This is a genomic window from Burkholderia sp. AU18528, from assembly GCF_002223215.2.
In the GTDB taxonomy this organism is placed as follows: domain Bacteria; phylum Pseudomonadota; class Gammaproteobacteria; order Burkholderiales; family Burkholderiaceae; genus Burkholderia; species Burkholderia semiarida.
Map to the genome: position 1 here is coordinate 948,273 of NZ_NKFC02000005.1, position 25,471 is coordinate 973,743.

At 67.7% G+C, this 25,471-nt stretch carries 27 protein-coding genes; 18 read left to right on the forward strand and 9 right to left on the reverse strand.

The window, feature by feature from the left end:
- Positions 1 to 416 precede the first annotated feature (416 nt).
- Together CFB52_RS34630 and CFB52_RS16120 are read left to right on the forward strand one after the other, a co-directional pair.
- Complete coding sequence (locus CFB52_RS34630) at positions 417 to 917, forward strand: hypothetical protein (protein WP_155753726.1); 501 nt, start codon at positions 417 to 419, stop codon at positions 915 to 917.
- Positions 914 to 2,356: a coniferyl aldehyde dehydrogenase gene (locus tag CFB52_RS16120; RefSeq protein ID WP_059583978.1), complete on the forward strand. Its 1,443-nt coding sequence runs from the start codon at positions 914 to 916 to the stop codon at positions 2,354 to 2,356. Before CFB52_RS34630 ends, CFB52_RS16120 begins: the two co-directional genes overlap by 4 nt.
- A gap of 75 nt (positions 2,357 to 2,431) precedes the next feature.
- Here CFB52_RS16120 and CFB52_RS16125 read toward each other — a convergent pair whose 3' ends face one another.
- A complete protein-coding gene (locus CFB52_RS16125) occupies positions 2,432 to 3,463 on the reverse strand; it encodes a serine/threonine protein kinase (RefSeq protein ID WP_059583980.1) in 1,032 nt (343 codons plus the stop codon).
- A gap of 46 nt (positions 3,464 to 3,509) precedes the next feature.
- Positions 3,510 to 3,722, reverse strand: coding sequence for a hypothetical protein (locus CFB52_RS16130; RefSeq protein WP_006477514.1), 213 nt, complete (start codon positions 3,720 to 3,722; stop codon positions 3,510 to 3,512).
- Positions 3,723 to 4,528: 806 nt separating this feature from the next.
- On the opposite strand from CFB52_RS16130, the gene CFB52_RS16145 reads away from it, so the two are divergent.
- Together CFB52_RS16145 and CFB52_RS16150 are read left to right on the forward strand one after the other, a co-directional pair.
- Positions 4,529 to 5,416, forward strand: a complete 888-nt coding sequence (locus CFB52_RS16145) for a DMT family transporter (RefSeq protein WP_059583981.1) — start codon at positions 4,529 to 4,531, stop codon at positions 5,414 to 5,416.
- A 354-nt stretch (positions 5,417 to 5,770) separates the two neighbouring features.
- Positions 5,771 to 5,956, forward strand: a complete 186-nt coding sequence (locus CFB52_RS16150; protein WP_006482800.1) for a hypothetical protein — start codon at positions 5,771 to 5,773, stop codon at positions 5,954 to 5,956.
- A gap of 107 nt (positions 5,957 to 6,063) precedes the next feature.
- On the opposite strand, the gene mgrA is transcribed toward CFB52_RS16150, so the two are convergent.
- Entirely contained in the window at positions 6,064 to 7,107 is a 1,044-nt protein-coding gene (gene mgrA / locus CFB52_RS16155) for an L-glyceraldehyde 3-phosphate reductase (RefSeq protein WP_059583983.1), read from the reverse strand.
- A 193-nt stretch (positions 7,108 to 7,300) separates the two neighbouring features.
- Here mgrA and CFB52_RS16160 point away from each other — a divergent pair, with 193 nt between their 5' ends.
- On the forward strand, positions 7,301 to 7,507 hold the full coding sequence (locus CFB52_RS16160) for a DUF3185 family protein (protein ID WP_059583985.1): 207 nt from the start codon (positions 7,301 to 7,303) through the stop codon (positions 7,505 to 7,507).
- 139 nt (positions 7,508 to 7,646) lie between these two features.
- On the opposite strand, the gene CFB52_RS16165 is transcribed toward CFB52_RS16160, so the two are convergent.
- Positions 7,647 to 8,420 carry a phytanoyl-CoA dioxygenase family protein gene (locus tag CFB52_RS16165; protein ID WP_059583986.1) on the reverse strand — a complete coding sequence of 258 codons (774 nt, stop codon included), beginning with the start codon at positions 8,418 to 8,420 and terminating at the stop codon, positions 7,647 to 7,649.
- Between the two features lie 352 nt (positions 8,421 to 8,772).
- Between CFB52_RS16165 and CFB52_RS16170 the strand changes: the two genes are divergently transcribed.
- Entirely contained in the window at positions 8,773 to 9,114 is a 342-nt protein-coding gene (locus CFB52_RS16170; protein WP_059583988.1) for a hypothetical protein, read from the forward strand.
- 111 nt (positions 9,115 to 9,225) lie between these two features.
- On the opposite strand, the gene metK is transcribed toward CFB52_RS16170, so the two are convergent.
- Positions 9,226 to 10,413: a methionine adenosyltransferase gene (gene metK / locus CFB52_RS16175; protein ID WP_011546455.1), complete on the reverse strand. Its 1,188-nt coding sequence runs from the start codon at positions 10,411 to 10,413 to the stop codon at positions 9,226 to 9,228.
- 265 nt (positions 10,414 to 10,678) lie between these two features.
- On the opposite strand from metK, the gene lpxL reads away from it, so the two are divergent.
- Positions 10,679 to 11,563 carry a lauroyl acyltransferase LpxL gene (lpxL, locus tag CFB52_RS16180; protein ID WP_059583990.1) on the forward strand — a complete coding sequence of 295 codons (885 nt, stop codon included), beginning with the start codon at positions 10,679 to 10,681 and terminating at the stop codon, positions 11,561 to 11,563.
- A 30-nt stretch (positions 11,564 to 11,593) separates the two neighbouring features.
- Here lpxL and CFB52_RS16185 read toward each other — a convergent pair whose 3' ends face one another.
- Complete coding sequence (locus tag CFB52_RS16185; RefSeq protein ID WP_059583991.1) at positions 11,594 to 11,896, reverse strand: HigA family addiction module antitoxin; 303 nt, start codon at positions 11,894 to 11,896, stop codon at positions 11,594 to 11,596.
- A gap of 375 nt (positions 11,897 to 12,271) precedes the next feature.
- On the opposite strand from CFB52_RS16185, the gene dapF reads away from it, so the two are divergent.
- From dapF to hslU, 8 genes are all read left to right on the forward strand, one after another.
- The gene (gene dapF / locus CFB52_RS16195) at positions 12,272 to 13,141 is read left to right on the forward strand and encodes a diaminopimelate epimerase (protein ID WP_059583993.1); all 870 of its coding nucleotides are present in this window, start codon (positions 12,272 to 12,274) and stop codon (positions 13,139 to 13,141) included.
- Between the two features lie 37 nt (positions 13,142 to 13,178).
- Positions 13,179 to 13,898 (forward strand): DUF484 family protein, encoded by a 720-nt coding sequence (locus tag CFB52_RS16200; RefSeq protein ID WP_059583995.1) that lies wholly within the window; start codon positions 13,179 to 13,181, stop codon positions 13,896 to 13,898.
- A 13-nt stretch (positions 13,899 to 13,911) separates the two neighbouring features.
- On the forward strand, positions 13,912 to 14,832 hold the full coding sequence (gene xerC, locus CFB52_RS16205; protein ID WP_059642549.1) for a tyrosine recombinase XerC: 921 nt from the start codon (positions 13,912 to 13,914) through the stop codon (positions 14,830 to 14,832).
- A gap of 76 nt (positions 14,833 to 14,908) precedes the next feature.
- Positions 14,909 to 16,123 (forward strand): class I SAM-dependent rRNA methyltransferase, encoded by a 1,215-nt coding sequence (locus tag CFB52_RS16210; RefSeq protein ID WP_099316910.1) that lies wholly within the window; start codon positions 14,909 to 14,911, stop codon positions 16,121 to 16,123.
- 97 nt (positions 16,124 to 16,220) lie between these two features.
- Positions 16,221 to 17,396 (forward strand): GTP-binding protein, encoded by a 1,176-nt coding sequence (locus tag CFB52_RS16215; protein WP_175877719.1) that lies wholly within the window; start codon positions 16,221 to 16,223, stop codon positions 17,394 to 17,396.
- Positions 17,397 to 17,891: 495 nt separating this feature from the next.
- Positions 17,892 to 18,308 (forward strand): RNA polymerase-binding protein DksA, encoded by a 417-nt coding sequence (dksA, locus tag CFB52_RS16225; protein ID WP_006477498.1) that lies wholly within the window; start codon positions 17,892 to 17,894, stop codon positions 18,306 to 18,308.
- Between the two features lie 262 nt (positions 18,309 to 18,570).
- Positions 18,571 to 19,107, forward strand: a complete 537-nt coding sequence (gene hslV / locus CFB52_RS16230; RefSeq protein ID WP_099316911.1) for an ATP-dependent protease subunit HslV — start codon at positions 18,571 to 18,573, stop codon at positions 19,105 to 19,107.
- Between the two features lie 10 nt (positions 19,108 to 19,117).
- A complete protein-coding gene (gene hslU, locus CFB52_RS16235; protein WP_059584000.1) occupies positions 19,118 to 20,461 on the forward strand; it encodes an ATP-dependent protease ATPase subunit HslU in 1,344 nt (447 codons plus the stop codon).
- A 68-nt stretch (positions 20,462 to 20,529) separates the two neighbouring features.
- Here the strand turns inward: hslU and CFB52_RS16240 are convergent, their stop codons facing one another.
- The 3 genes from CFB52_RS16240 to CFB52_RS16250 form a co-directional block, all read right to left on the reverse strand.
- Positions 20,530 to 21,072: a response regulator transcription factor gene (locus CFB52_RS16240; RefSeq protein ID WP_021156278.1), complete on the reverse strand. Its 543-nt coding sequence runs from the start codon at positions 21,070 to 21,072 to the stop codon at positions 20,530 to 20,532.
- Positions 21,073 to 21,085: 13 nt separating this feature from the next.
- Complete coding sequence (locus CFB52_RS16245) at positions 21,086 to 22,504, reverse strand: ATP-binding protein (protein WP_059642554.1); 1,419 nt, start codon at positions 22,502 to 22,504, stop codon at positions 21,086 to 21,088.
- 110 nt (positions 22,505 to 22,614) lie between these two features.
- Complete coding sequence (locus CFB52_RS16250) at positions 22,615 to 22,839, reverse strand: cysteine-rich CWC family protein (protein WP_059584003.1); 225 nt, start codon at positions 22,837 to 22,839, stop codon at positions 22,615 to 22,617.
- A 293-nt stretch (positions 22,840 to 23,132) separates the two neighbouring features.
- On the opposite strand from CFB52_RS16250, the gene argB reads away from it, so the two are divergent.
- From argB to slmA, 3 genes are read left to right on the forward strand one after another with little or no spacing between them, the layout of a single operon-like run.
- Entirely contained in the window at positions 23,133 to 24,032 is a 900-nt protein-coding gene (gene argB, locus CFB52_RS16260) for an acetylglutamate kinase (RefSeq protein ID WP_006490510.1), read from the forward strand.
- Positions 24,029 to 24,820: a pyrimidine 5'-nucleotidase gene (locus CFB52_RS16265; RefSeq protein ID WP_059584005.1), complete on the forward strand. Its 792-nt coding sequence runs from the start codon at positions 24,029 to 24,031 to the stop codon at positions 24,818 to 24,820. The genes argB and CFB52_RS16265 overlap by 4 nt, the downstream gene beginning before the upstream one ends.
- Complete coding sequence (gene slmA / locus CFB52_RS16270) at positions 24,787 to 25,452, forward strand: nucleoid occlusion factor SlmA (protein ID WP_099316912.1); 666 nt, start codon at positions 24,787 to 24,789, stop codon at positions 25,450 to 25,452. The genes CFB52_RS16265 and slmA overlap by 34 nt, the downstream gene beginning before the upstream one ends.
- The last annotated feature ends 19 nt before the right edge of the window (positions 25,453 to 25,471 follow it).

Sequence of the window (25,471 nt, forward strand, 5' to 3'; positions counted from 1 at the left end):
ACGCATGCGAATGCCCGAAATCGCTCGTAGGGCAAGGAGCGACGAGCGACGCCGCCATACGCCCCGAAGGAAGTCCCCTTGGCGGACGGGCGATTTCGGGCATTCCCGTGACATGATCTTTTCAATTTGGGGTTGCCACGAGAACGGCCGCTCGCCGCGTTGTGCTCCTTGGCGATACGTCGGTATTCGCGGCGTCGCGTGCCTCGTGAGCGGCCGTTCTCGCGGCAACGCATGCGTGTTCCATCTGCAAACAGACCCTCGGGGCATTGTAGGAATGGCCGTCCCGTGCGCGGCGCGCCGATTCAAGAGCGATTCCTCTAAACGCCCGCGTGAACTAAATTTAAGATGTGTCGATGCGCTTCGCGCGATGCACCGGCCACGAGAAGCCGATTCGTCGCGAAACGGGAAGAATGACGATGCAGCGCCAGATCCTGCAGGCCGCGTGCCGACCGGGTGATCCAGAGGTCAAGCGCGCGGCCCGCATTTCATTTCAAACGGCGGCCCGCGCGACGCTGCGCGGCGTGATGCGCGCCCTCGGTCGAAATCGAACGGCGCGTGTCGTCGCCGACCGTTTGGACGGTGTCTCGGCGCCGTCGCACGACGCGCGGCGACACGCCGTCACGGACCCGTCGCGCGACGCTGCCGCGGTGCACCGGCACACGCTCGCAAGACGGCGTCGCGTGCCCGCGCGTCACCGCATCGAGCCGTGCTCGCCTGCCGTGCGGCACGACTTTCGGACACGGACACCGTCGCGCGGATACGACGCCGGCCGCATGCATCAACCGGTTTTCGAGCACCCGTCGCATCCGGCCCCGTGCCGCGCGACACGCATCACCCGATCCGCGTCGCCGCGCTCGCCGAGCGTGCGGCGTGACGGCCGGCCGACCAGCCAGGCCCAACTGGAGGAGACGACATGAAGAACGACCTGCCCGAACTGGCTCCGCAAGCACGCCCGTCGGTCGATGCGCTGACGTCGCTGCTGCACGACCAGCGCGCGGCGTACCTGCGCGCACCGTACCCGGCGTGGGACACGCGTGCGCAGCACCTGCGCGCGCTGCGCACGATGCTGATCGACCATGCGGATGCGCTCGCCGACGCGATCAGCGCCGATTTCGGCCATCGCGCGAAGCAGGAAGTGCTGCTGTCGGAAATCTGGATGGCGAAGGAAGAGATCGACGACGCGCTGAAGCACGGCAAGCGCTGGATGAAGCCGATCCGCAAGCCGATGAACAAATGGCTGCGCCCGGCGCGCGCGAAGGTCGTGCCGCAGCCGCTCGGCGTGATCGGCATCGTCGTGCCGTGGAACTACCCGGTGCTGCTCGCGGCCGGCCCGCTGATCTGCGCGCTCGCCGCCGGCAACCGCGCGATCATCAAGATGTCCGAACTGACGCCGCGCACGTCGGCGCTGTTCGAGCAGCTCATCGGCAAGACCTTCACGCGCGACCACGTCGCGGTCGTCAACGGCGACGCGGAGGTCGGCGCCGCATTCAGCGCGCTGCCGTTCGATCATCTGCTGTTTACCGGCTCCACGCAGGTCGGCCGCCACGTGATGCGCGCGGCCGCCGACAACCTCACGCCCGTCACGCTCGAGCTCGGCGGCAAGTCGCCGGCGATCATCGGCCCGAATGCGCGCTTCGACGCGGCCGTCGACGCGATCGTCGCCGGCAAGACGCTGAACGCCGGCCAGACCTGCATCGCGCCCGACTACGTGCTGCTGCCGCGCGGGATGGAAGGCGCGTTCATCGAACGCGCGCGAACCCGCTTCGCGAAGCTGTATCCGGACCTGTCGGCCAACGGCGACTACACGACGATCGTGTCACCGCGCCACTACGCGCGTCTGCAGCAACTCGCGAGCGACGCGCAGGCGGGCGGCGCGCAGCTGCATCCGCTGTCCGACGCGCAGTCCGATCCCGTGTCGCGCCGCTTCGTGCCGTGCGCGCTCACGCGGGTGCCGGCCGCGTCGCAACTGATGCAGGAGGAAATCTTCGGGCCGCTGCTGCCGCTCGTGCCGTACGAACGGCTCGACGAAGCGATCGCATACGTCAACGCGCGCCCGCGTCCGCTTGCGCTGTACCTGTTCGACGAGGATGGCGGCACGGTCGACCGCGTGATGCACGAAACGATCTCCGGCGGCGTAACGGTCAACGAAACGCTGATGCACATCGCGTGCGGCAGCTTGCCGTTCGGCGGCGTCGGCGCGAGCGGCATGGGCGCGTATCACGGCTACGACGGCTTCGTCACGTTCTCGAAGATGAAGCCCGTGCTCACGCAGGCGCGGCTGAACGCGCGCAACCTGCTCGCGCCGCCATACGGCAAGCGCTTCGCCGCGCTGATCAAGCTGATGCTGAAGTTCTGAGGTAGACGGGCCGCGCGCGTCGCGCCGCGGCCCTTGCCGCACGGCATGGGATGCCGCGCACGCAGCCGTCGTCCATCACACGGGCCAGAGCGGCCCTTCCTGCATCGCGCCGATCTGCTCGCGCAATTCGAGCACGCGCGCTTCCCAGTAACGATGCGTGTTGAACCACGGGAACGCGGCCGGAAACGCCGGGTCGTCCCAGCGCCGCGCGAGCCACGCCGCATAGTGGATCAGCCGCAGCGTCCGCAGCGCTTCGACCAGATGCAGCTCGCGCGGCTCGAATTCGCAGAAATCCTCGTAGCCGGCGAGCAGGTCCGCCAGCGCGCGCGACGCGCCTTCGCGATCGCCCGGCAGCAGCAGCCACAGATCCTGAACGGCCGGCGCCATCCGGCTGTCGTCGAAGTCGACGAAATGCGGGCCGGCATCGGTCCACAGCACGTTGCTCGGATGACAGTCGCCGTGCGTGCGCAGCAGGCGGATCTCGCCCGCGCGCTCGAACGCGGCCTCGACGCCTTCGAGCGCGAGTGCGACCGCGGTCTCGTACGCCGGCCTTACGTCATCCGGAATGAAATCGTGCGCGAGCAGGTAGTCGCGCGGCTCGTAGCCGAACGTACCGATGTCGAGCACGGGACGCGCGGCATACGGCTGCGTCGCGCCGACCGCATGAATGCGGCCGATGAAGCGGCCGAGCCATTCGAGCGTGTCGCTGCGGTCGAGATCGGGTGCGCGGCCGCCGCGCCGCTCGAAGATCGAGAAGCGGAAGCCGTCGAACGCGTGCAGCGTGCGGCCGTCGAAGGCTCGCGCGGGCACCGCCGGAATCTCGTGCGCGGCGAGTTCGGCGACGAACGCATGCTCTTCGAGAATCGCGTCGTCCGACCAGCGCGCCGGGCGATAGAACTTCGCGACGACCGGCGGGCCGTCTTCGATACCGACCTGGTAGACGCGGTTTTCGTAGCTGTTGAGGGCGAGCAGGCGCCCGTCGGTGCGCAGGCCGGCCGGCATCAGCACGCTGTCGAGCGCGTCGAGCACGCACTCGGGCGTGAGGCCGGCGAACGGCGGGCTGGCGGGAGAAGCGGGAGCGGAAGTGGTGTCGGTCATGCCCCGCATTGTGCCGCCAGCCGGACCGAAAGACGAGCGTCCGGTACGAGCGTCCTTAGTGAAGCGCCGCGCCGGCCGGCAAGACGGATTCGCCGGTGTCGATCAGGTCCTCGAGAAAGAACGGCTCGGTGTTGAGTTCTTTCGACTCACCCGGCACGCCCGCGTACCAGGTCACCATGGCCATGTCGCCCAGGATGCGCTGGACGATGCCGCGCGCGCCCTTCGGCACCGCGATATGGGTAGTGCAGACGATCGACCCGATATGCATGATGGTTCCCCACTCTTGAATCTTGAAACCCGGCCCGCTGGCGAGCCGGCAAATGCACGATCCGCGCCGCTCTCGGCGGAGCGTTGCGCGTGATCCCATTGTTCACGGTTTATCGAAGCGCGAAAAGAAGAAGAAGCGGGCGAAGTGCCGCGAATTCGTCGAATGTCTCCAATCAACCACTGCGCCGGGCATGCACTTGCCCGCCCGGTTACCCCCATCATACCCTGTCGAATGCGGCTGCCTACCGAAACCGTCCGGCGCCGCCGCGCACGCGCGATCGACGCAACGCGCGTCCCGCTTCGCTTGCGCCGCGCGCAATCGTCGGAGCACGCCCGCGATCGGCGCTCACATCACGTCCCGCGCGTCGCTTGCCGATCGCCTTCTTCCGTTCGCCGAAAGCTTGCATGCGCATCGGCCAGAGAGCGGGCGCCGTCTTGCATCGCCCCGCCCGCGATGCGCCGCCGCCGACAGCAGTTGCGTTCGACGGCTGCCTTGCGGTACCTTTGGCTTTCATTCGCGTTCAATCGCATTCCGACACGATGCATCCGCTCACGTCCGCCCGCGCAACATCCCGGCCGCAGTTCGACTCGCGGCCGCGGGCGTGCGTGCATCCGTCGGTCCTTCCTCCTCCTGTCGCACCGCCGCGCGTCTGCGCCGCGCCGCCCCCGCCGGCGGCACGCGCCGGCTGACTCGCCGGCTTCTTCGTCTTCCATTCGCCCCGTTGTCTGCACGTGCGTGCGTCATGACGCACGGCACGTTGCCGCGCGCGGATGGAACGTTTCGATCCGTTCGACAGGTGGATTCACATGGTTTCGTTCAAACGCGCGCTTGCCGCGCATGGCGCGACGTCGCTCTTCGTGCTGCTGTGGAGCAGCGGCGCGATCTTCGCTGAACTCGGTTTGCGGCACGCCTCCGCGTTCGCCTTTCTCACTGCCCGTTTCGCGCTCGCCTCACTCGTGCTGATCGTGCTGGCCTTCATGCGCAAACGCTGGCTGCCGCCGCGCGGCGAGCGGCGCATGGCCGCGCTGACCGGATTGCTGATGATGGGCGGCTATTCGATCTTCTATCTGCTCGCGCTCGAGCGCGGCATCGCGCCCGGCGTGCTCGCGACGATCCTCGGCGTGCAGCCGATCCTCACGCTCGCGATCGTCGAGCGGCGCTGGCAGCCGGCGCGCATCGCGGGGCTCGCGCTGTCGCTCGCCGGCCTCGCGCTCGTCGTCGGTCGCGGCGTGAGCGGCGGGACGGGCGGCCTGTCGGCGGCCGGCATCGCGTGCGCGCTCACGGCGCTCGTCGCGCTGACCGTCGGCTCGCTGCTGCAAAAGCGCGTGCGCGCGGCGCCCGCCGACGTGCTGCCGATGCAGAACGCGATCGGCCTCGCGCTGTGCGTCGCGATCGTGCCGTTCCGGCCGGTGTCGTTCGAGCTGAACTGGGCGTTCGTCGTGCCGCTGCTGTGGCTCGGCATCGTGATTTCGGTGATCGCGCAACTGCTGTTCTACCGATTGATGCAGCGCGGCGATCTCGTGAACGTGACGAGCCTGTTCTATCTCGTGCCGGTCGTCACCACGCTGATGGATGCCGCGTGGCTCGGCAACCGGCCCGAGCCGCTCGCGCTCGCCGGCATGGGCGCGATCATCGCCGGGCTCGCGCTCGTGTTCCGCGCGCCGGCCGGCCGCCCGCAATCCGACCGCGCGTGAGCGGGCCGGCCGCCGCGCCCGCGGGTGCGGCGGCCCGTATCGGACACATACGACGATTCCGCGAAAATCGAAAGGAACGGGAAAGATGCGTGCAAGGCGTTCGTCTTGTTCGCACGAAAAATGCGAGATTCCCGGGGCTTTCCGCTGATTTTTAATGGTTCGGATAGCGAAAAACGCCGCCGGTTGCCTATACTCGAATGGACCGGCCTGCTCGTAACGGGCCGGACCAACTAGAAACACCCGGCATGGGGCCGGGGTGAGCGCACGCGTGCCGGCTTCGGCCGATATCCCGCGGGGATGGAGCCGCCAAGGCACGCACTGAAGCGCTCACTTCGGCCGACACTGGAGACACGCATGACGACCTATTTCACGATCGGCGACTTCATCCTGTTGATTCCGATGGCGCTGGCCGGAGCGCTATTTCTCGGCGCGGTGCCGTGCGCCACCCAGTTCCGTCACAACCTGCTGCGCGTACTCGGCGTCATTCTCGGCGTCGGCGTCGCGGTATTGCTCGTTGAAGGCCTGCCCGCGCTGATCTAGCGCCACCGCCGTGCGCGACACACCTCGCTGCACGGCAGCGAGGTGACGCACTGCCTGCGCGTCGACGATACGGCGCGCGATGTTTCGCATGCCGTATCGAGTTCCGGTCAGATCGCCTGATCGGTGGACGGCTTTTCCCACAGATTGATGCCGCCTTCCGTCGCGTAGCGATCGATCTCCGCGAGCTCCTCCGCCGAGAATTCGAGGTTCTTCAACGCACCGAAGTTCTCGCGCACCTGCTCCGCCCGGCTCGCGCCGATCAGCGCGGACGTCACGCGGCCGTCACGCAGCACCCACGCCAGCGCCATCTGCGCGAGGCTCTGCCCGCGCCGTTCGGCGATTGCGTTGAGCTTGCGTACATGCTCGAGGTTGTCCGCGCTCAGGTGCTCCTGCTTCAGCGAGCCGCCGCCCGGCTTGTTCACGCGCGCGTCGGCCGGCACGCCGTTCAGATACTTCGACGTGAGCAAGCCCTGCGCGAGCGGCGTGAACGCGATGCTGCCCGCGCCGACGTCGTCGAGCGTGCCGAGCAGGTCGCGCTCGATCCAGCGGTTCAGCAGGTTGTACGACGGCTGGTGAATCAGCAGCGGCACCTTGTACTGCGCGAGCAGGTCGGCCATCTCGCGCGTCTTCGCGGCCGAGTACGACGAGATGCCGATGTAGAGCGCCTTGCCCTGCTGCACGGCCGAGGCCAGCGCGCCCGCCGTTTCCTCGAGCGGCGTATGCGCGTCGAAACGGTGCGAATAGAAGATGTCGACGTAGTCGAGCCCCATCCGCTGCAGACTCTGATCGAGGCTCGCGAGCACGTACTTGCGCGAGCCGCCGCCGCTGCCGTACGGGCCCGGCCACATGTCCCAGCCGGCTTTCGTCGAGATCAGCAGCTCGTCGCGATACGGCCGGAAATCCTCCTTCAGCAGCCGGCCGAAGTTGGTTTCGGCGCTGCCGTACGGCGGCCCGTAGTTGTTCGCGAGGTCGAAATGGTTGATGCCGAGATCGAACGCGGTGCGCAGGATCTCACGCTGCGTCGAGATCGGCGTCGAATCGCCGAAGTTGTGCCACAGGCCGAGCGACAGGGCGGGCAGTTTGAGCCCGGATTTGCCGCAGGTACGGTATTGCATGTCGGCATAACGTTCGGAAGCTGCTTCGTAGGCCATGAGTCTGTTCCGTCAGGACATCGGGGGAAGGGACGCGCGCCGGCCGCGCCGATGGCGCGACGGCGGCGAAGGAGTCATACGACGACTATGGTAGCGAAAGCGGCCGAATCGCGCACGGCGGCACGGCGATGGACGCGACCGCGGCGCTCGCCTACACTGCGGCGTCTCGAATCACCGTTTCAGCGAGGTTGGTATGTCCCGGGTCATCTCGGTTGCACTGCTCGTCGGCGGCATCGTGCTGCTGTATTTCGGCGGCCAGTCGTTCCATTCGATCAACGACAACGTGTCGCGCTTCTTCACCGGCTCGCCCGCGACGAAGACGATCCTGCTGATCGTCGGCGGCGCCGTCGCGTCGTTCATCGGCCTGATCGGCCTCGCGATGCCGGGCGGCAAGCGCTGATCGCGACGCATCCGCGGCTCGCGTCACGCGCGGGGGCCGCGCCAAACGAAACGGGCGGCCAGGCCGCCCGTCGTTTCATCCGCCCGCGATGCGCCGCATCGCGTGGCCGCGGCGGCTTCACCGGCCGCCAGATCCGCGCCTAGAACTGCACTTCCGGCTTCGACGCCGAGCGCGTGCCGGGCACCGGCCGGTTGCTTGCACCGTGGTACGTGTACACGAGCGAGAACTTCACCTGGTCGGAACGGTTCTGCCCGGCCGAATGCAGCGTGTTGCAGTGGAAGAACACGACGTCGCCCGTCTGCAGCGACGGGCACGTGGCCGCGTCGATCATCCTGCGATTTTCCGGCAGATCGCCGCGGAAGAACTTCGCGTCATCGAACGCTTCCGGCCCGAATTCGGCCGTATGCGAGCCGGGCACCAGCCACAGCGCGCCGTTCTCGTTGGTTTCCGGCCCGAGCGCGAGCCACACCGACACCATGTCCGGGCGCTCGAACGCCCAGTAGCGGAAATCGCGATGCCAGCCGGTCAGGCTGCCGTACGCCGGGTGCTTCGTCATCATGCAGTTGTGATGCGCGCGCGACAGCACGGGTTGCTCACCGAAATACTCGCGCATCCACGCGCCGATTTCGGGCGCGATCGCACGCTCGGCGAATGCCGGATCGCGCGCGTACGCATCGAGCAGGCGCCGCACCGTATGCCCGCCGGGCGCATGCTTCGATTCGGGCGCGCCCGGGTAGCGCAGGTCGGCCTCGAATTCGATCGGCTCGGCGGCCTCCCGCAACTGGCGCTCCGCGATCTGCCTGAGCGTCGCGCACTGCGCTTCGCCGACGAGGCCGCGCGCGACGACGAAGCCGCGCTCGCGCAATTCCGCGACTTGCGCGCGGATCGATTCCGACTGCAATGGAGACGACATGGGATGCCAGACGTTTATTGTGTGAATGTGACGATTGTAAATCGGCGCCGGATACCGCGAACAGCGCCATTGTCGTGCGCAGGGGCATGCCAATCGCGGATTTGATCCAGCGCAAGGGAACTGTGCGGCGCGGCACCTGCCTGAGCGACAGGCGGTATGCGGCACACGCGTTGCGGCACAAGGGTTTATCGCGACTTTTGCCCGTCACGAATCCCCTGTAGCCTGACGCGGCCTGTCAATTCTGGCGGGCGCGGCGCGCAACGGGTTTCGGTAAGATCCGTTGCGTCATCCGAGGCCGTTCATACCAGTGCGCTCTGCAGGGCGCCATCCATACAAGCGAAGCATCGTTCACATGCCATTCCGTCTGACTTCCCGTTTCAACCGCGCCGCGAAGCGCGTCGTGCCGTCCGCTCCCGCCCGCCCGCTGCGCCACCACCGCGCACGCACGCAGGCGCTGGCCGAACGTACGCACCCGCACAGCCGGCTGGACGGCATCCGTGCGTGGTTTCACGCGTTTTTCTCGATGATGAGCACGCAGGCGTTCGCGCGCCGCGCCGGCCTGCGCTCGCTGCTGCAGAAGCCGTCGTCGCTGCGCGCGCTCGCGCTGCGCCGCAAGCTCGGCCCGCAGCGCCGCATCAACCGCCCGCGTCGCCTCGCGGCCAGCAACGGCTGGTTCGGGTTCGGCGCGCGCTGAGAATGTACCCGGCGGGCGTCGTCCGCCCCGATCGGCCGCCATTGCTTCGGCGATCGAACCCATAAAAAAACCCCGGCTTGGCCGGGGTTTTTCATTTCAGGCGAGCGACGTTCACGCGACGCGTGCGGTCGGCTCCACGCCGGCCGCTTCGGCCAGCGCGAGCGCCTTGTCGGTCGCTTCCCACGAGAACTCCGGCTCTTCGCGGCCGAAGTGACCGTAAGCCGCGGTCTTCTCGTAGATCGGGCGCAGCAGGTCGAGCATCTTGATGATGCCCTTCGGACGCAGGTCGAAATGCTCGCGCACGAGCTTCGTGATCACCGCATCCGACACGCGGCCCGTGCCGAACGTGTTGACCATCACCGAGGTCGGCTCGGCCACGCCGATCGCGTACGACACCTGGATCAGCGCGCGCGACGCGAGGCCCGCGGCGACGATGTTCTTCGCGACGTAGCGGCCCGCATACGCGGCCGAACGGTCGACCTTCGACGGATCCTTGCCCGAGAACGCGCCGCCGCCGTGCGGTGCGGCACCGCCGTAGGTGTCGACGATGATCTTGCGGCCCGTCAGCCCGCAATCGCCCTGCGGGCCGCCGATCACGAACCGGCCGGTCGGGTTCACGAGGAACTTGATGTCGCCCTTGATCAGTTCGGCCGGCAGCGTCGGCTTGATGATTTCCTCGATCACCGCTTCGCGCAGCGCGGGCAGTTCGATGTCCGGTGCGTGCTGCGTGGACAGCACGACGGTGTCGATCGAATCGGGCTTGCCGTCGACGTAGCGGACGGTGACCTGCGACTTCGCGTCCGGACGCAGCCATTGCAGGCGGCCGTCGCGGCGCAGGCTGGCCTGGCGCTCGACGAGGCGGTGCGACAGGTAGATCGGCAGCGGCATCAGTTCCGGCGTTTCGTCGCACGCATAGCCGAACATCAGGCCCTGGTCGCCCGCGCCTTGATCGAGGTTGTCGTCGTGTGCACGATCGACGCCCTGCGCGATGTCCGGCGATTGCTTGTCGTATGCGACGAGCACCGCGCAACCCTTGTAGTCGATACCGTAGTCGGTGTTGTCGTAGCCGATGCGCTTGATCGTATCGCGCGCGATCTGGATGTAATCGATGTTCGCCGTCGTGGTGATTTCACCGGCCAGCACGACGAGACCGGTGTTGCACAGCGTTTCCGCCGCGACGCGGGAGTATTTGTCCTGCTCGAGGATGGCGTCGAGAATCGCGTCCGAGATTTGGTCCGCGACTTTGTCCGGATGGCCTTCGGAGACGGATTCGGACGTGAAGAGATAATCGTTTGCCACTTTTTCAGGCTCCTGTGTGGTTACGGTTGGTTTCACGTAGCCAGCTTCGTTGGGCCTGAAGCGGCGACGCTTTAGCGGATTACCAGGACCGGGCAGCGTGTGTCGCGCCAGCCGGCTTCGCCCCGCAAGTTGTCAGTTAACTCGGCGAAGCCCGTATTATAGCGGCTTTCCTGAATTGTCACAGAGCGCCGCCCGTGCTGCATCTTCCGCTGTCTTACCACCCTGTTCGCAACGTGCCGGCCAGCCGGCCCCACGGAGATTCCGCATGCTAGGCCGCCTCGGCACGCACCTCGCCATCGGCTTGCTGAAGCTGCTCGCGCTACTGCCGTACGGTCTGACCGCACGGTTCGGCGATGGCCTCGGCTGGCTGCTGTATCAGATCCCCAGCCGGCGAAAGCGCATCGTACATACGAATCTGAAACTCTGCTTCCCCGACTGGAGCGACGAGCGGCGCGAGGACGTGGCGGGCCGGCATTTCCGCCATGCGATCCGCAGCTACGTCGAGCGCAGCGTGCAGTGGTTCGGCTCGGAGAAGAAGCTCGCGAAGCTGATCCAGGTCGACAGCGCGGTCGATCTCACCGATCCGGACCTGCCGCCGACGCTGTTCCTCGGCCTGCACTTCGTCGGCATCGAAGCCGGTTCGATCTGGCTGAACCGGTCGCTGCACCGCCGCTGCGGATCGCTGTACCAGCCGTTCTCGAACGCGGTGCTCGAGGAGGAGGCGAAGAAGGCGCGCGGGCGCTTCGACGCCGAGATGGTCGGCCGCGCGGACAGCGCGCGCGTCGTGCTGCGCTGGCTGCGCGACCGCAAGCCGGTGATGCTCGGCGCCGACATGGACTACGGGCTGCGCAACTCGACGTTCGTCCCGTTCTTCGGCGTGCCGGCGTGCACGCTGACGGCCGTCGGCCGGCTCGCGAAGACGGGCCGTGCGCAGGTCGTGCCGTTCATCGGCGAGGTGTTGCCGAACTACAAGGGCTACCGTCTGAAGGTGTTCAAGCCGTGGGATCACTACCCGACCGGCGACGACGATCTCGACGCGCGGCGGATGAACGCATTCCTCGAGGAACAGATTCCGCTGATGCCCGAGCAGTACTACTGGGTGCACAAGCGCTTCAAGACGCGCCCGCCCGGCGAGCCGAGCCTGTACTGACCCTGCCGCGAGACGTTCGCGGGCGCGCCGTCATGCGCGTGCCCGCGCCCTCGCCACCTTCGGCGCGCCCTTGGCGCGCGCGCGCCAGAGATCGTAGGCCGACTGCTGCGCGAGCCACAGATCGGCCCTTCCCCCGTTTTCCTCGCCGAGCCACGCTTCGAGGCGCAACGCCATTTCCGGCGAGATGCCGGCATGGCCGTGCAGGATCCGCGACAGTGCGGCACGCGTCACGCCGAGTTGCGACGCGGCCTCGGTGACGGTCAGGCCGAGCGCCGGCAGCACGTCGTCGCGCAGCGTTTCGCCCGGATGGGGCGGATTGAAGATGCGGGTCATGGTGTTGGATCAATTCAGTGACGAGGCGCGATGCCGGAAACGCCGGCAGCGCATAGCCGCACTATACGAATCACCGGATTGGGACATCAATTTGACGGGTACGAAATACACATCGCGTACCGGCCACAGCCGAGCCCGCCACGCCGCCCCCTGTCAATCCGCCCGCTCATCATCCGCGCGACCAGTCGGCGCGATCGGCAGACAAGGCCCTCGCCCCCCGCACAACGGACGCCGGCCCGCCCGGCGCAGGACGCCCCTGTCGGCTGCATGTATCATTTGCGGTTGAGATCGGCACGACGAACGAGGCCGCCCGGCATGGCAGCCGGCCGTCCGTGTCGTGCCGACCGCCTTGTTCGCCATGGAATTCCGGACCCAGTGAAACTCTCGTTCACCAAGATGCACGGCGCGGGCAACGACTTCGTCGTGCTCGACGGCTATTCGCGCGCGCTGCCGCCGCTCACCGAAGCGCAGGTGCGCGCGCTCGCCAACCGCCACTTCGGTATCGGCGCCGATCAGTTGCTGCTCGTCGAGAAACCGACCGTCGACGGCGCGGATTTCAAGTACCGGATCTTCAATTGCGACGGCGGCGAGGTCGAGCACTGCGGCAACGGCGCACGCTGCTTCGTGAAGTTCGTCAGCGACCGCGGCCTGACCGACAAGCGCAGCGTGCGCGTGCAGGTCATGAAGGGCCTGATCACGCTGACGCTGCAGGAGAACGGCGAAGTCGTCGTCGACATGGGCGCGCCCGTGTTCGCGCCCGCGCAAGTGCCGTTCGAGGCGTCGGGCCTCGACGGCCGCAAGGAAGGCAACGACACGCTGTGGCCGCTCGACGTCGGCGGCGCGACGCGCTGGATCTCGACGGTGTCGATGGGCAATCCGCACGCGGTGCAGGTCGTCGCCGACGTCGAAGCGTATCCGGTGCTGGAAGAAGGCCCGCTGATCGAGCGCCATGCGCGCTTCCCGCAGCGCGTGAACGCCGGCTTCATGCAGATCGTGTCGCGCCACGAGGTGAAGCTGCGCGTGTACGAACGTGGCGCGGGCGAGACGCTCGCGTGCGGCACCGGCGCGTGCGCGGCGGTCGCGGCCGGTATCCGGCGCGGCCTGCTCGATTCGCCCGTGACCGTGCACACGCACGGCGGCACGCTGACGATCGGCTGGGACGGCGCGCGCGACGAAACCGCCGCGCTGATGATGGCCGGCCCCGCCACGACCGTGTTCGAAGGCGAGATCGACCTGAACGCCTGACCCTGCAACGTCCCTGATAACTGAACGCTCCAGCCACATGAACGATCGCGAAGTCGCCGACTACCTGCTCGCCAATCCCGAATTCTTCGCGCAGCACGCCGAACTGCTCGCGACGATCCGTCTCGCGAACCCGCACGGCAAGGCCGCGATCTCGCTGCAGGAGCGGCAGATGGAAATGCTGCGCGACAAGAACAAGCATCTCGAACGCCGGCTCGCCGAGCTCGTGCGCTACGGCCACGAGAACGACAGCCTGTCGGCGAAGTTCAGCCGCTGGACCGCGCGCGTGATCGCGGAACGCGATCCGTATGCGCTGCCGCGCACGATCGCCGACGGCATCGCCGACGTGTTCGACGTGCCGCAAACGGCGCTGCGCGTGTGGGACGTGGCCGACACCTACGCGCAAGCCGATTTCGCCCGCCAGGTCGGCGAGGAAGTGCGCCTGTTCACGAACGGGCTGTCGACGCCGTACTGCGGCGCGAACACGGGCTTCGAGGCCGCCCAGTGGCTCGCGCCCGCGCGCGCCGCCGCGAGCGCGGCGGAAGGCGCCGAAGCCGCGCCGGCCGGCGACGGCTCGGCCGCGTCGGTCGCGCTGCTCGCGCTGCGTGCGCCGCTCGCGGGCAACGATGCACCCGCGTTCGGCCTGCTGGTCCTCGGTTCGCCCGATCCGCGCCGCTTCCACGACGGGATGGCCACCGACTTCCTCGCGCAGATCGCGACGCTCGCGAGCGCCGCGCTCACGCGCCTGCTGCCGCACTGATCCGCCGCACGCGATGACCGACGATCCGATCGCCGCCTACCTGTCGAACCTGAAGCACGTCAGGCAACTGTCGGAACACACGCTGCGCGCATACACGCACGAGCTCGACGAACTGAGGAAGCTTGCCGCCGGCCGGCCGCTCGAAGCATTGACCGCCGCCGACATGCGCGGCGCGGTCGCGCGCGCGCATGCGGGCGGGCTGTCCGCGCGCTCGATCTCGCACCGGCTGTCCGCCTGGCGCGCGTTCTACCGCTGGCTCGCGCAACGCATCGAGATGCCCGCGAACCCGGTCGCCGCGGTACGCGCGCCGAAGCGCCCGAAAACCCTGCCGAAGGCGCTGTCGGTCGACGACGCATCCGCGCTGATGGACGCGCCGCTCGCCGGCACGACCGAAGGCATCCGCGATCACGCGATCCTCGAGCTGTTCTATTCGTCGGGGCTGCGCCTCGCCGAATTGATCGGGCTCGACGTCCGGTACACGCAGGCCGACGGCTACCGCTCGGCCGGCTGGCTCGATCTCGCCGAGGCCGAAGTCACCGTGCGCGGCAAGGGCAACAAGGAGCGCAAGGTGCCGGTCGGCCGCAAGGCGATCGACGCGCTGAACGCGTGGCTCGCGGTGCGCGGCGAGTTCGTGAAGCACGATCCGCATCCGCTGTTCGTGTCGGTGCGCGGCAACCGGATGTCGCCGGGCGTGGTGCGCGAGCGCGTGAAGCGCGCGGCGCTCGCCGCCGGCATCCCCGCCAACGTCCACCCGCACGTGCTGCGCCATTCGTTCGCGACGCACGTGCTGCAGTCGAGCGGCGACCTGCGCGCGGTGCAGGAACTGCTCGGCCACGCGAGCGTCGCCGCGACGCAGGTCTATACGTCGCTCGACTTCCAGCATCTCGCGAAGATTTACGACAGCGCGCATCCGCGCGCGAAGAAGCGCGACTGACGCGCGTCCCGTGTTACCCGCCGCGCGCGGCGGCCGGCACCGGCCGGCGTCGCGCCCGGCCCCTTTCGATCTCACCATGCAAACCGTCATCCTCAAGCCGTCCAAGGAAAAATCGCTGCTGCGCCGCCATCCGTGGATCTACGCCAATGCGATCGACCGCGTCGACGGCAAGCCCGCGCCCGGCGCGACCGTGCTCGTGCGCGCGCACGACGGCCGCTTCCTCGCGCGCGGCGCGTACAGCCCCCAGTCGCAGATCCGCGTGCGGGTGTGGAGCTTCGACGAGCACGAACCGATCGATCACGCGTTCTTCAAGCGCCGCGTGCAGCGCGCGGTCGCGCACCGCACGACGATGGTGTCGGGCACGGGCGCGGTGCGGCTCGTGTTCGGCGAAGCCGACGGGCTGCCGGGGCTGATCGTCGACTACTACGTCGCGGACACCGCCGAAGCCGGCGCCGCGCCGCGCGGCCAGCTCGTGTGCCAGTTCATGGCCGCGGGCGTCGAAGCGTGGAAGGACGCGATCGTCGCGGCGCTCACCGGCGCGACCGGCTGCCCGAACGTGTACGAGCGCTCGGACGTGTCGATCCGCGACAAGGAAGGGCTCGAACAGACGACGGGCGTACTGGCCGGCGACGCGCCACCCGCGACGCTGATCGCGAACGAAAACGGCGTGCGCTACCACGTCGACGTGCCGAACGGCCACAAGACGGGCTTCTACGTCGACCAGCGCGACAACCGCGCGCTCGTCGCGCAGTACGCGGCCGACCGCGACGTGCTGAACTGCTTCTGCTACACGGGCGGCTTCTCGCTCGCGGCGCTCAAGGGCGGTGCGAAACGCGTCGTCTCGATCGACTCGTCGGGCGACGCGCTCGCGCTCGCGCAGCAGAACGTCGTGGCCAACGGCTTCGACGCGGCGCGCGCGACCTGGCTCGACGCCGATGCGTTCAAGACGCTGCGCCGTCTCGTCGACGAAGGCGAGCGTTTCGACCTGATCGTGCTCGATCCGCCGAAGTTCGCGCCGACGCGCGACAGCGTCGATCGCTCGGCGCGCGCGTACAAGGACATCAACCTGAGCGGCTTCAGGCTGCTGCGTCCGGGCGGCCTGCTGTTCACGTACTCGTGCTCGGGCGCGATCGACATGGACCTGTTCCAGAAGATCGTCGCGGGCGCCGCGGCCGACGCGAAGGTCGACGCGCGGATCCTGAAGCGGCTCGGCGCGGGCGTCGATCACCCGCTGCTCGCGGCGTTCCCGGAAGGCGAATATCTGAAGGGCCTGCTGTTGCAAATCGTCTGATCGCCCCGATCTTGGCGGACACCCCGGTCCGCCGGCCCCGCCTGTCGGGCCGACGCTTGCCCCTGTCGTCCGGACGACGGGCGGGGGCTTGACAGGTATGTTTCAATGGATGGTTGTGCGCCCCGGCTCGCAGCGCGAGGGCGCGACGCACATCCTGGTTTTGACCCCGATTCACGAACCACAGGCGACCGACATGGCCACTCCCGTCACCATCCTTACCGGCTTCCTCGGCAGCGGCAAGACGACGCTGCTCAAGCGCATCCTGAACGAACAGCACGGCATGAAGATCGCCGTGATCGAGAACGAGTTCGGCGAAGAGAACATCGACAACGAAATCCTCGTGCAGGATTCGAACGAGCAGATCATCCAGATGAGCAACGGCTGCATCTGCTGCACGATCCGCGGCGACCTCGCCCGCGCGCTCGGCGACCTGGCCGCGAAGAAACGCGAAGGCAAGCTCGACTTCGACCGCATCGTGATCGAGACGACCGGCCTCGCGAACCCGGGCCCCGTCGCGCAGACCTTCTTCATCGACAGCGAGATCGCCGACGATTTCCTGCTCGACGCGGTCATCACGCTGGTCGACGCGAAGCACGCGAACGCGCAGCTCGACGAACACGAAGTGGTGCAGCGCCAGGTCGGTTTCGCCGACCGCCTGTTCATCACGAAGTCGGATCTCGTCGACGATCAGACCGTCGCCGGCCTCAAGCACCGCCTGATGCACATGAACCCGAAGGCCGCGATCAAGGTCGTGAATTTCGGCGAGGCGGACATCAAGGAAATCTTCGACCTGCGCGGCTTCAACCTGAATGCGAAGCTCGAGATCGATCCCGATTTCCTCGCCGAGGACGATCACGCGCACGACCACCACGATCACGGCCATGATCACGATCACGCGAATTGCGACCACGATCACGGCCAATGCGCGCACGATCACGACCACGGCCACCACCATCACCACCACGCGCACCACGACGACAAGATCAAGTCGTTCGTGTACCGCAACGACCGCCCGTTCGATCCGAACAAGCTGGAAGACTTCCTCGGCGGCATCCTGCAGATCTACGGCGAGCGGATGCTGCGCTACAAGGGCGTGCTGTACATGAAGGGCGTCGACCGTAAGGTCGTGTTCCAGGGCGTGCACCAGATGATGGGCAGCGACCTCGCGGCGAAGTGGCTGCCGGTCGAGAAGAAGACCAACAAGATGGTGTTCATCGGCGTCGATCTGCCGCAGGACCTGATCACCGACGGCCTCGACGCCTGCCTCGCCTGACCCGCGCGGGCGCCCGACGCACGCCCGCCGCCGCCCCCCAGCCGAGGCGGCTGCGGCCGCCGCGCGGCGCCTTTTTCGGGCAGGGTTTCGCCGTCATCGCTTTTTCGCGATTTGCGCGTTATATTTTCTAGATATTGGCGCAGCCGACGGGGATCGACCCGATACGGCGCCCGCTTGCGATTCAGTTACAATACGTGCCCGCTGGAGTACGGCAACAAACAGGCCCGGTTCTTGCTGAACCAGTTTTCCGGGCATCGCAACCGCGCCGGATCGCCAATCCGCCTCCCGGCCGCGGCCGATGCGATGTGCCGCGCAGCACACCGGTTCGCAGCGCGCGCAAATCTGCGCCAGGCCTATCCTGGTATTTGAGAACCGGTTTTCCAGAGGCTTTCGGCCCCGCGGCGGCAAATCGCAAATGATTGCAAGCGCGGTTGCGGGTAATCCCAAAGTGCAGGCAATATCTGTTGATTTGCCGCACATTGAAGAAGCAAGCAGATGACGAAGAAACTCTTGACCGAAGCCGAAATCCTGAAGATGAGCGACAAGGATTACATGAATGAGGATCAGCTCGCCTTCTTCAAAAATCGGCTCGAACAGTTGCAGGCGGACATCCTCAAGAATGCAGGCCAGACGACCGAGAACCTGCGCGAGACGGTGATCGTCCCCGATCCCGCCGACCGCGCGACGATCGAGGAAGAGCACGCGCTCGAGCTGCGCACGCGCGATCGCGAACGCAAGCTCCTCAAGAAGGTTCAGCAGTCGCTCGCCCGCATCGATTCCGGCGATTACGGCTGGTGTGAGGAAACGGGCGAGCCGATCGGCATTCCGCGCCTGCTCGCGCGTCCGACCGCCACGCTGTCGCTCGAGGCGCAGGAGCGCCGCGAGCTGCGCCAGAAGCTGTTCGGCGACTGATCGAGCGGCATTCCGCTCCGACACACGCTGCTTCCCGAAAGCGCGCGGCCTGCCGCGCGCTTTTTGTTTTCCGGCACCGGTTCAGAGCCTGTTCCCGCCAATAACGGGCTTGCGCCGACCGATTTGCCTCCCCCTCTTGATATCCCGGCGCCCGCCCTAAAATGAAACGGACGCGCGCCGGGCCGCTCCCTGGCGCACTGCGGATTCACGCGGCGGCGCGTCGCGCCGCCCGACTCTTCCCCGTTTTTCTCAAGGAACGCAGATGGAGCAATTTCACGGCACGACCATCGTTTCGGTCCGGCGCGGCGACAAGGTCGCGCTCGGCGGCGACGGCCAGGTAACCCTCGGCAACATCGTCATGAAGGGTGGCGCGCGGAAAGTGCGGCGGATCTACAACAACCAGGTACTGGTCGGATTCGCGGGCGGCACCGCCGATGCGTTCTCGCTGCTCGACCGCTTCGAGGCGAAGCTCGAGAAGCACCAGGGCAACCTGACCCGCGCGGCCGTCGAGCTCGCGAAGGACTGGCGCACCGACCGGATGCTGCGCCGCCTCGAGGCGATGCTGATCACGGCCGATGCGAACACCACGCTCGTCATCACCGGCAACGGCGACGTGCTCGATCCGGAAGGCGGCATCTGCGCGATCGGCTCGGGCGGCGCGTACGCGCAGGCAGCGGCCCGCGCGCTCGTCGAGAACACCGACCTGTCACCGCGCGAGATCGTCGAGAAGTCGCTCGGGATCGCCGGCGACATGTGCATCTACACGAACCACAACCGCATCATCGAAACGATCGAGTAAGGACCGCCCCATGAGCACCATGACCCCTGCCGAGATCGTCTCGGAACTCGACAAGCACATCATCGGCCAGAACAAGGCGAAGAAGGCCGTCGCCGTCGCGCTGCGCAACCGCTGGCGCCGCCAGCAGGTCGCCGATCCGCTGCGCACGGAAATCACGCCGAAGAACATCCTGATGATCGGGCCGACGGGCGTCGGCAAGACCGAAATCGCGCGCCGCCTCGCGAAGCTCGCCGATGCGCCGTTCATCAAGATCGAGGCCACCAAGTTCACCGAAGTCGGCTACGTCGGCCGCGACGTCGACAGCATCGTGCGCGACCTCATGGAGACGTCGGTCAAGCAGACGCGCGAGACCGAAATGCGCAAGGTGCGCAGCAAGGCCACCGACCAAGCGGAAGACCGCATCCTCGACATCCTGCTGCCGCAACCGCGCGCGGTGGGTTTCGGCGGCAATGCCGATCACGCCAACGACGACAACAACGCGACGCGCCAGACCTTCCGCAAGCGCCTGCGCGAAGGCCAGCTCGACGACAAGGAAGTCGAGCTCGACCTCGAGCAGCCGTCGGTCGGCATGGACATCATGGCGCCGCCGGGCATGGAAGAGATGACCGAGCAGATCCGCTCGATGTTCTCGAACCTCGGCAGCGGCAAGAAGCAGCGCCGCAAGGTGAAGATCAAGGAAGCACTGAAGCTGCTGACCGACGAGGAAGCGGCGAAGATGCTGAACGAAGAGGAAGTGAAGACGAAGGCCGTGCAGAACGTCGAGCAGAACGGCATCGTGTTCCTCGACGAGATCGACAAGATCACGTCGCGCAACAACGAAGGCAGCGGCGGCGAAGTGTCGCGCCAGGGCGTGCAGCGCGACCTGCTGCCGCTCGTCGAAGGCACGACGGTCAACACGAAGTACGGGATGGTGAAGACCGATCACATCCTGTTCATCGCGAGCGGCGCGTTCCACCTCGCGAAGCCGAGCGACCTGATTCCCGAACTGCAAGGCCGCTTCCCGATCCGCGTCGAGCTCGATTCGCTGTCGGTGAACGATTTCGAAGCGATCCTCGTCGCGACCGACGCAAGCCTCGTCAAACAGTACCAGGCGCTGCTCGCGACCGAGGACGTGCAGCTCGAATTCGCCGACGACGGCATCCGGCGCCTCGCCGAGATCGCGTTCGCGGTCAACGAGAAAACCGAGAACATCGGCGCGCGCCGGCTGTACACGGTGATCGAGAAGCTGCTCGAGGAAGTGTCGTTCTCGGCCGGCAACCATGCGGGCGAGCGCGTGACGATCGACGCGAAGTATGTCGATCGCGCGCTCGGCGAAGTGTCGCAGGACGAAGACCTGTCGCGCTACGTGCTGTAACGCGCGCAGTGCGGGACGAGAGACGGGCGGCCCCTTCGGGGGTCGCCCGTTTTCATTGGTGCGCCCGCTTACTGCCGCACCGGCTTCTTCGCGAGCTTGCGCTGCAGCGTGCGGCGGTGCATGTTCAGCGCGCGCGCGGTCGCCGAAATGTTGTTGTTGTTCTCGGCCAGCACGCGCTGGATGTGCTCCCATTCGAGCCGGTCCACCGACAGCACGACCGGATTCTCGAGCGCCTCGTCGGCCTGCACTTCGGTCGCGTTGGTCTGCAGCGCGGCCAGGATCGACTCGACGTTCGCCGGCTTCGCGAGGTAGTTGTCGGCGCCTTCCTTCACGGCCTGCACGGCGGTCGCGATGCTTGCGTAGCCGGTCAGCACCAGGATCCGCGCATCGGGCTGCAGGTCGCACAGCGGCGCGATCAGGCTCAGCCCCGAATCCTCGCCGAGATGCAGGTCGACGGTGATGAACTGGAACTTGCCGCCCGCGGCGAGCCTGAGCGCCGCCTCCTTGTCGTGCGCCTGCTGGACCGCGTAACCGCGGCGCTCGAGGCCGCGCGCGAGCGTGCCCGCGAACACCTCGTTGTCGTCGATCACCAGGAAATTGTTCTCGCTCATGTGGTTTCTCCGTCTACGTGTTGGTTGAGGCCGCCGGCATCGCGACGCGCACGACCGGCAGGCGCAGCACGGCCCGCGTGCCGCGCCCGGCCGCCGCGCCGGCCGGGCGGCTCTCCGGCGTGCCGGCTGGCCGGTCGACCGTACGTGCGCCCGTGCGTTGTCCCGATGCGGCCGCCGCGTGGCCGTTTGCCGCGCCGCCGGCCCGCCCGTTGCCGCTAGCGGCGCGCGGCGCGACATCGGACAGCTCGATCTCGCCGCCGAGCCGCGCGGCCGCGCTGAACGCGAGGTACAGGCCGACGCCGTGCCCGCCCTGCGTGCTGTCGACCGGCATCGCGCCGAGCGATTCGCGCAGCGCAGCCGGAATGCCGGGCCCGTCGTCGCATACTTCGAATTCGATTTCGTCGGCCGTGCCGCCATGCGCGACCTTCGCGGCGAGCGTCACGCGCTGCGGGCTCGCGCGCGCGGCGTTGTCGAGCAGGATCGTCAGGATCTGGCCGGCCGCGACGGTATCGTCGAGCGCGACGCCGGCCGGGCGCGCACCGAGCAGCTCGAACTGCACGTGCGGATGCCGCAGGCGCCAGTGCTCGACGAACGTGTCGAGCCAGTCGTCCACCGGCTGGCGGCTCGCCGGCGCGCTCGCGCGGCTGCGCAGGCGCGCGAGCGCCGACGTGCAGAGCGTCATCTGTTCCTCGAGCACCTTCAGGTCGGCCTCGTAGCGCGCGAGCCCCGGATCGGCGCGCGCCGCGTCGCGCAACTCCTCGGCGAGCATCGCGATCGTCGACAGCGGCGTGCCCATTTCATGTGCGACGGTGGCGGCCTGCACGCCGAGCGCAACCGCCCGCTCGTCGCGCAGCAGGTGCTGCTGCGCCTCGCCGAGCGCCGCGTCGCGCTGGCGCAGCGCATTCGACATGCGCGCGACGAACCACGCGATCAGCCCGACGCTGACCATGAAGTTCGCCCACATGCCGGTACGGTAGTAGTCGAACAGGTTCGCCGGATTGTCCATGTTGAGCGGCACCGAGTCGAAGCCGAGCGCCGCGTAGCAGGCCACCGCGAACGCCGCGAGCCAGATCATCAGGTGCCACGGCAGCACGGCCGCGGCGATCGCGAGCGACGGCAGGTACAGCGACACGAACGGATTGGTCGTGCCGCCCGACAGGAACAGCAGCGCGGACAGCGCGCCGAGGTCGACCCACAGCTGGCCGAGCAGCTCGAAATTGGTCTCGGGCCGCGCGCGCAGCACGCGCACCCAGGTCAGCGCGTTGAAAACGATTTCGAGCGCGATGACCATCAGCATCGCCGGCAACGGCAGGTGCACGCCGAAATAGGTCTGCACGACGCCGATCGTCACGAGCTGGCCGATGATCGCGAGATTGCGCAGCCAGAACAGGTGGCTGAGGTTGACGCGCCCGGTGGTGGTGATTCGTTGCATCCGAGCAGTTTACCCGTTTAGCGGGCGGCGCCTCCACGGGGCCGGATCGGGAAGGACGAATGGACGGTCGGACGCCCCGGCGCAGCGCCCGGGTGCGCGAGCGAGCGACGTCAGCCGGGCGCCGCCGCCATGCGCCGCGCGATCTCGTCGGCGAGGCATTCCGGGCAGAGGCAGCGCGCGCGGGCTGCCGGGGCCGTGTCGCCCGGCAACACCGGCATCGCAGCGCACCAGCAGTCGAACGGCTGCGTGTGCGCGCCGCAGTCGAAACCGCGCCCGCAGTGCGGACAACGCGCACGGCGCGGGGCCGAACGGGCGTCGGCGGCGGAATCGGTCATGGTCGAGGTGCGGAAGCGGGCACGAACGTCGCCCTACGCGACTAGCATAGCGCGGCCGACGGATTTTGCACGTCGGCCGTCCGGCCGACGGCTGCCGCCGACCCCGCCTGATGCGCCGGGCGCGGCCCCGTCCCGCGCGCCGCCGCGGCAGCGGGAGCCTTGGCCGGCGGGCCGCCGCGCGTGCCGTCCGACCTGCGCGACCCACCGTCCGGCCAGCCCAAAAACCGATGCTGCGCTGCGCCACTCCTGTACAATTCGGCCTGTTTCAACCGTTCCCAGCCAGAGCCGCCGCCATGTCAGAGCCCATCGACCTCTCGCAGATCGCCCCCACGCTGAAAGCAGAAATCCTCGCGGAGGCGCTGCCGTACATCCGCCGCTACCACGGCAAGACCGTGGTCATCAAATACGGCGGCAACGCGATGACGGAAGAGCGGCTCAAGCAGGGCTTCGCGCGCGACGTGATCCTGCTGAAACTGGTCGGCATCAACCCGGTGATCGTCCACGGCGGCGGTCCGCAGATCGATCACGCGCTGAAGAAGATCGGCAAGGCCGGCACCTTCATCCAGGGCATGCGCGTCACCGACGAAGAGACGATGGAAGTCGTCGAATGGGTGCTGGGCGGCGAAGTGCAGCAGGACATCGTGATGCTGATCAACCACTTCGGCGGTCACGCGGTGGGCCTCACGGGCAAGGACGGCGGCCTGATCCATGCGCGCAAGCTGCTGATGCCGGATCGCGACAACCCGGGCCAGTACATCGACATCGGCCAGGTCGGCGAAGTCGAGGCGATCAACCCGGCAGTCGTGAAGGCGCTGCAGGACGACGCGTTCATTCCGGTGATCTCGCCGATCGGCTTCGGCGAGGACGGCCTGTCGTACAACATCAACGCGGACCTCGTCGCGGGCAAGCTGGCCACGGTGCTGAACGCCGAGAAGCTGCTGATGATGACCAACATCCCCGGCGTGATGGACAAGGACGGCAACCTGCTGACCGACCTGTCCGCACGCGAGATCGACGCGCTGTTCGAGGACGGCACGATCTCGGGCGGCATGCTGCCGAAGATTTCGTCGGCGCTCGACGCCGCGAAGAGCGGCGTGAAGTCGGTACACATCGTCGACGGCCGCATCGAGCACTCGGTGCTGCTGGAAATCCTGACCGAGCAGCCGTTCGGCACGATGATCCGCTCGCATTGAGCGCGCGCCGCCCGCCTGCCAGCCCCGGCCTGCCGGCGTCGCTGCGGCGCCGGCGCATCTCCCGCAGCCGGCCGCGCGCCGGCACGCCCGTGTGGCTGTTCGATCTCGACAATACGCTGCACCACGCGTCGCACGCGATCTTTCCCGAGATCAATCGTGCGATGACGCAATACATCATCGACGCGCTGCAGGTCGAGCGCGCCGAAGCCGACCGCCTGCGCATCGGCTACACCGAGCGCTACGGCGCCGCGCTGCTCGGCCTCACGCGCCATCATCCGATCGATCCTCACGATTTCCTGCGCGTGGTCCACACGTTTTCCGACCTGCCCGCGATGGTGCGCGCCGAGCGCGGCCTTGCGCGCATCGTCGCCGCGCTGCCGGGCCGCAAGCTGATCCTGACCAACGCGCCGGAAAACTATGCGCGCGCGGTGCTGCGCGAGCTGGGCATCGAGCGGCTGTTCGAGCGCGTGATCGCGATCGAGCACATGCGCGACCGCCGCACGTGGCGCGCGAAGCCCGACCCTGCGATGCTGCGCCGGACGCTGCGCGCCGCGCATGCGCGGCTCGCCGACGCGATCCTCGTCGAGGATACGCGCGGCCACCTGAAGCGCTACAAGCGTCTGGGCATCGGTACCGTATGGATCACCGGCCACCTGCCCGGTCATCTGCCGGCAACCGGACGCCCTCATTATGTCGACCAGCGCATTCGTTCGTTAAAATCGCTGCGACTGGGCACACGATCGGGGCGACAGAAATGCAGCCGACTTACCCGCAGGACCAAGCCGTAACGGAAGGCCAGGCCACACCCTCTCGCCCGCGTCCGAAGCCGGGCGAGCGCCGCGTGATGATCCTGCAGACGCTCGCCGCGATGCTCGAGGCCCCGAAACCCGAGAAAATCACGACCGCCGCGCTCGCGGCCCGGCTCGACGTGTCCGAAGCCGCGCTGTACCGGCACTTCACCAGCAAGGCGAAGATGTACGAAGGGCTGATCGAGTTCATCGAGCAGGCGCTCTTCGGGCTCGTCAACCAGATCGTCGCGAAGGAGCCGAACGGCGTGCTGCAGGCGCGCACGATCGCGCTGACGATGCTCAATTTCGCCGCGAAGAACCCGGGCATGACGCGCGTGCTGACCGGCGAGGCGCTGGTCGGCGAGGACGAGCGGCTGACCGAGCGCGTGAACCAGTTGCTCGACCGCATCGAGGCGACGGTCAAGCAATGCCTGCGGGTCGCGCGCACCGAGGCGAATGCGCCGCACGAGGGCGCGGCGCCGCTCGTGCTGCCGGCCGACTACGATCCCGGCGCCCGCGCGAGCCTGCTCGTCAGCTACGTGATCGGCCGGTGGCATCGGTTCGCGAAGGGCGGGTTTCAGAAGCCGCCGGGCGAGCAGGCGGATGCGCATCTGAGGCTGATCCTGCAATAGGCGACGACGATGCGCGCCC

Excerpts from the sequence above, each read along its gene's own strand:
- xerC (WP_059642549.1), top strand. The coding sequence starts at position 13,912 with ATGACCGACGATCCGATCGCCGCCTACCTGTCGAACCTGAAGCACGTC.
- CFB52_RS16170 (WP_059583988.1), top strand. The coding sequence starts at position 8,773 with ATGCCATTCCGTCTGACTTCCCGTTTCAACCGCGCCGCGAAGCGCGTC.
- CFB52_RS16240 (WP_021156278.1), bottom strand. The coding sequence starts at position 21,072 with ATGAGCGAGAACAATTTCCTGGTGATCGACGACAACGAGGTGTTCGCG.
- dksA (WP_006477498.1), top strand. The coding sequence starts at position 17,892 with ATGACGAAGAAACTCTTGACCGAAGCCGAAATCCTGAAGATGAGCGAC.
- CFB52_RS16125 (WP_059583980.1), bottom strand. The coding sequence starts at position 3,463 with ATGCGGGGCATGACCGACACCACTTCCGCTCCCGCTTCTCCCGCCAGC.
- CFB52_RS16185 (WP_059583991.1), bottom strand. The coding sequence starts at position 11,896 with ATGACCCGCATCTTCAATCCGCCCCATCCGGGCGAAACGCTGCGCGAC.
- CFB52_RS34630 (WP_155753726.1), top strand. The coding sequence starts at position 417 with ATGCAGCGCCAGATCCTGCAGGCCGCGTGCCGACCGGGTGATCCAGAG.
- CFB52_RS16250 (WP_059584003.1), bottom strand. The coding sequence starts at position 22,839 with ATGACCGATTCCGCCGCCGACGCCCGTTCGGCCCCGCGCCGTGCGCGT.
- CFB52_RS16120 (WP_059583978.1), top strand. The coding sequence starts at position 914 with ATGAAGAACGACCTGCCCGAACTGGCTCCGCAAGCACGCCCGTCGGTC.
- hslU (WP_059584000.1), top strand. The coding sequence starts at position 19,118 with ATGAGCACCATGACCCCTGCCGAGATCGTCTCGGAACTCGACAAGCAC.
- CFB52_RS16130 (WP_006477514.1), bottom strand. The coding sequence starts at position 3,722 with ATGCATATCGGGTCGATCGTCTGCACTACCCATATCGCGGTGCCGAAG.
- CFB52_RS16145 (WP_059583981.1), top strand. The coding sequence starts at position 4,529 with ATGGTTTCGTTCAAACGCGCGCTTGCCGCGCATGGCGCGACGTCGCTC.
- CFB52_RS16200 (WP_059583995.1), top strand. The coding sequence starts at position 13,179 with ATGAACGATCGCGAAGTCGCCGACTACCTGCTCGCCAATCCCGAATTC.
- CFB52_RS16160 (WP_059583985.1), top strand. The coding sequence starts at position 7,301 with ATGTCCCGGGTCATCTCGGTTGCACTGCTCGTCGGCGGCATCGTGCTG.
- hslV (WP_099316911.1), top strand. The coding sequence starts at position 18,571 with ATGGAGCAATTTCACGGCACGACCATCGTTTCGGTCCGGCGCGGCGAC.
- mgrA (WP_059583983.1), bottom strand. The coding sequence starts at position 7,107 with ATGGCCTACGAAGCAGCTTCCGAACGTTATGCCGACATGCAATACCGT.
- CFB52_RS16215 (WP_175877719.1), top strand. The coding sequence starts at position 16,221 with ATGTTTCAATGGATGGTTGTGCGCCCCGGCTCGCAGCGCGAGGGCGCG.
- slmA (WP_099316912.1), top strand. The coding sequence starts at position 24,787 with ATGCAGCCGACTTACCCGCAGGACCAAGCCGTAACGGAAGGCCAGGCC.
- CFB52_RS16150 (WP_006482800.1), top strand. The coding sequence starts at position 5,771 with ATGACGACCTATTTCACGATCGGCGACTTCATCCTGTTGATTCCGATG.
- argB (WP_006490510.1), top strand. The coding sequence starts at position 23,133 with ATGTCAGAGCCCATCGACCTCTCGCAGATCGCCCCCACGCTGAAAGCA.
- CFB52_RS16245 (WP_059642554.1), bottom strand. The coding sequence starts at position 22,504 with ATGCAACGAATCACCACCACCGGGCGCGTCAACCTCAGCCACCTGTTC.
- CFB52_RS16210 (WP_099316910.1), top strand. The coding sequence starts at position 14,909 with ATGCAAACCGTCATCCTCAAGCCGTCCAAGGAAAAATCGCTGCTGCGC.
- lpxL (WP_059583990.1), top strand. The coding sequence starts at position 10,679 with ATGCTAGGCCGCCTCGGCACGCACCTCGCCATCGGCTTGCTGAAGCTG.
- CFB52_RS16165 (WP_059583986.1), bottom strand. The coding sequence starts at position 8,420 with ATGTCGTCTCCATTGCAGTCGGAATCGATCCGCGCGCAAGTCGCGGAA.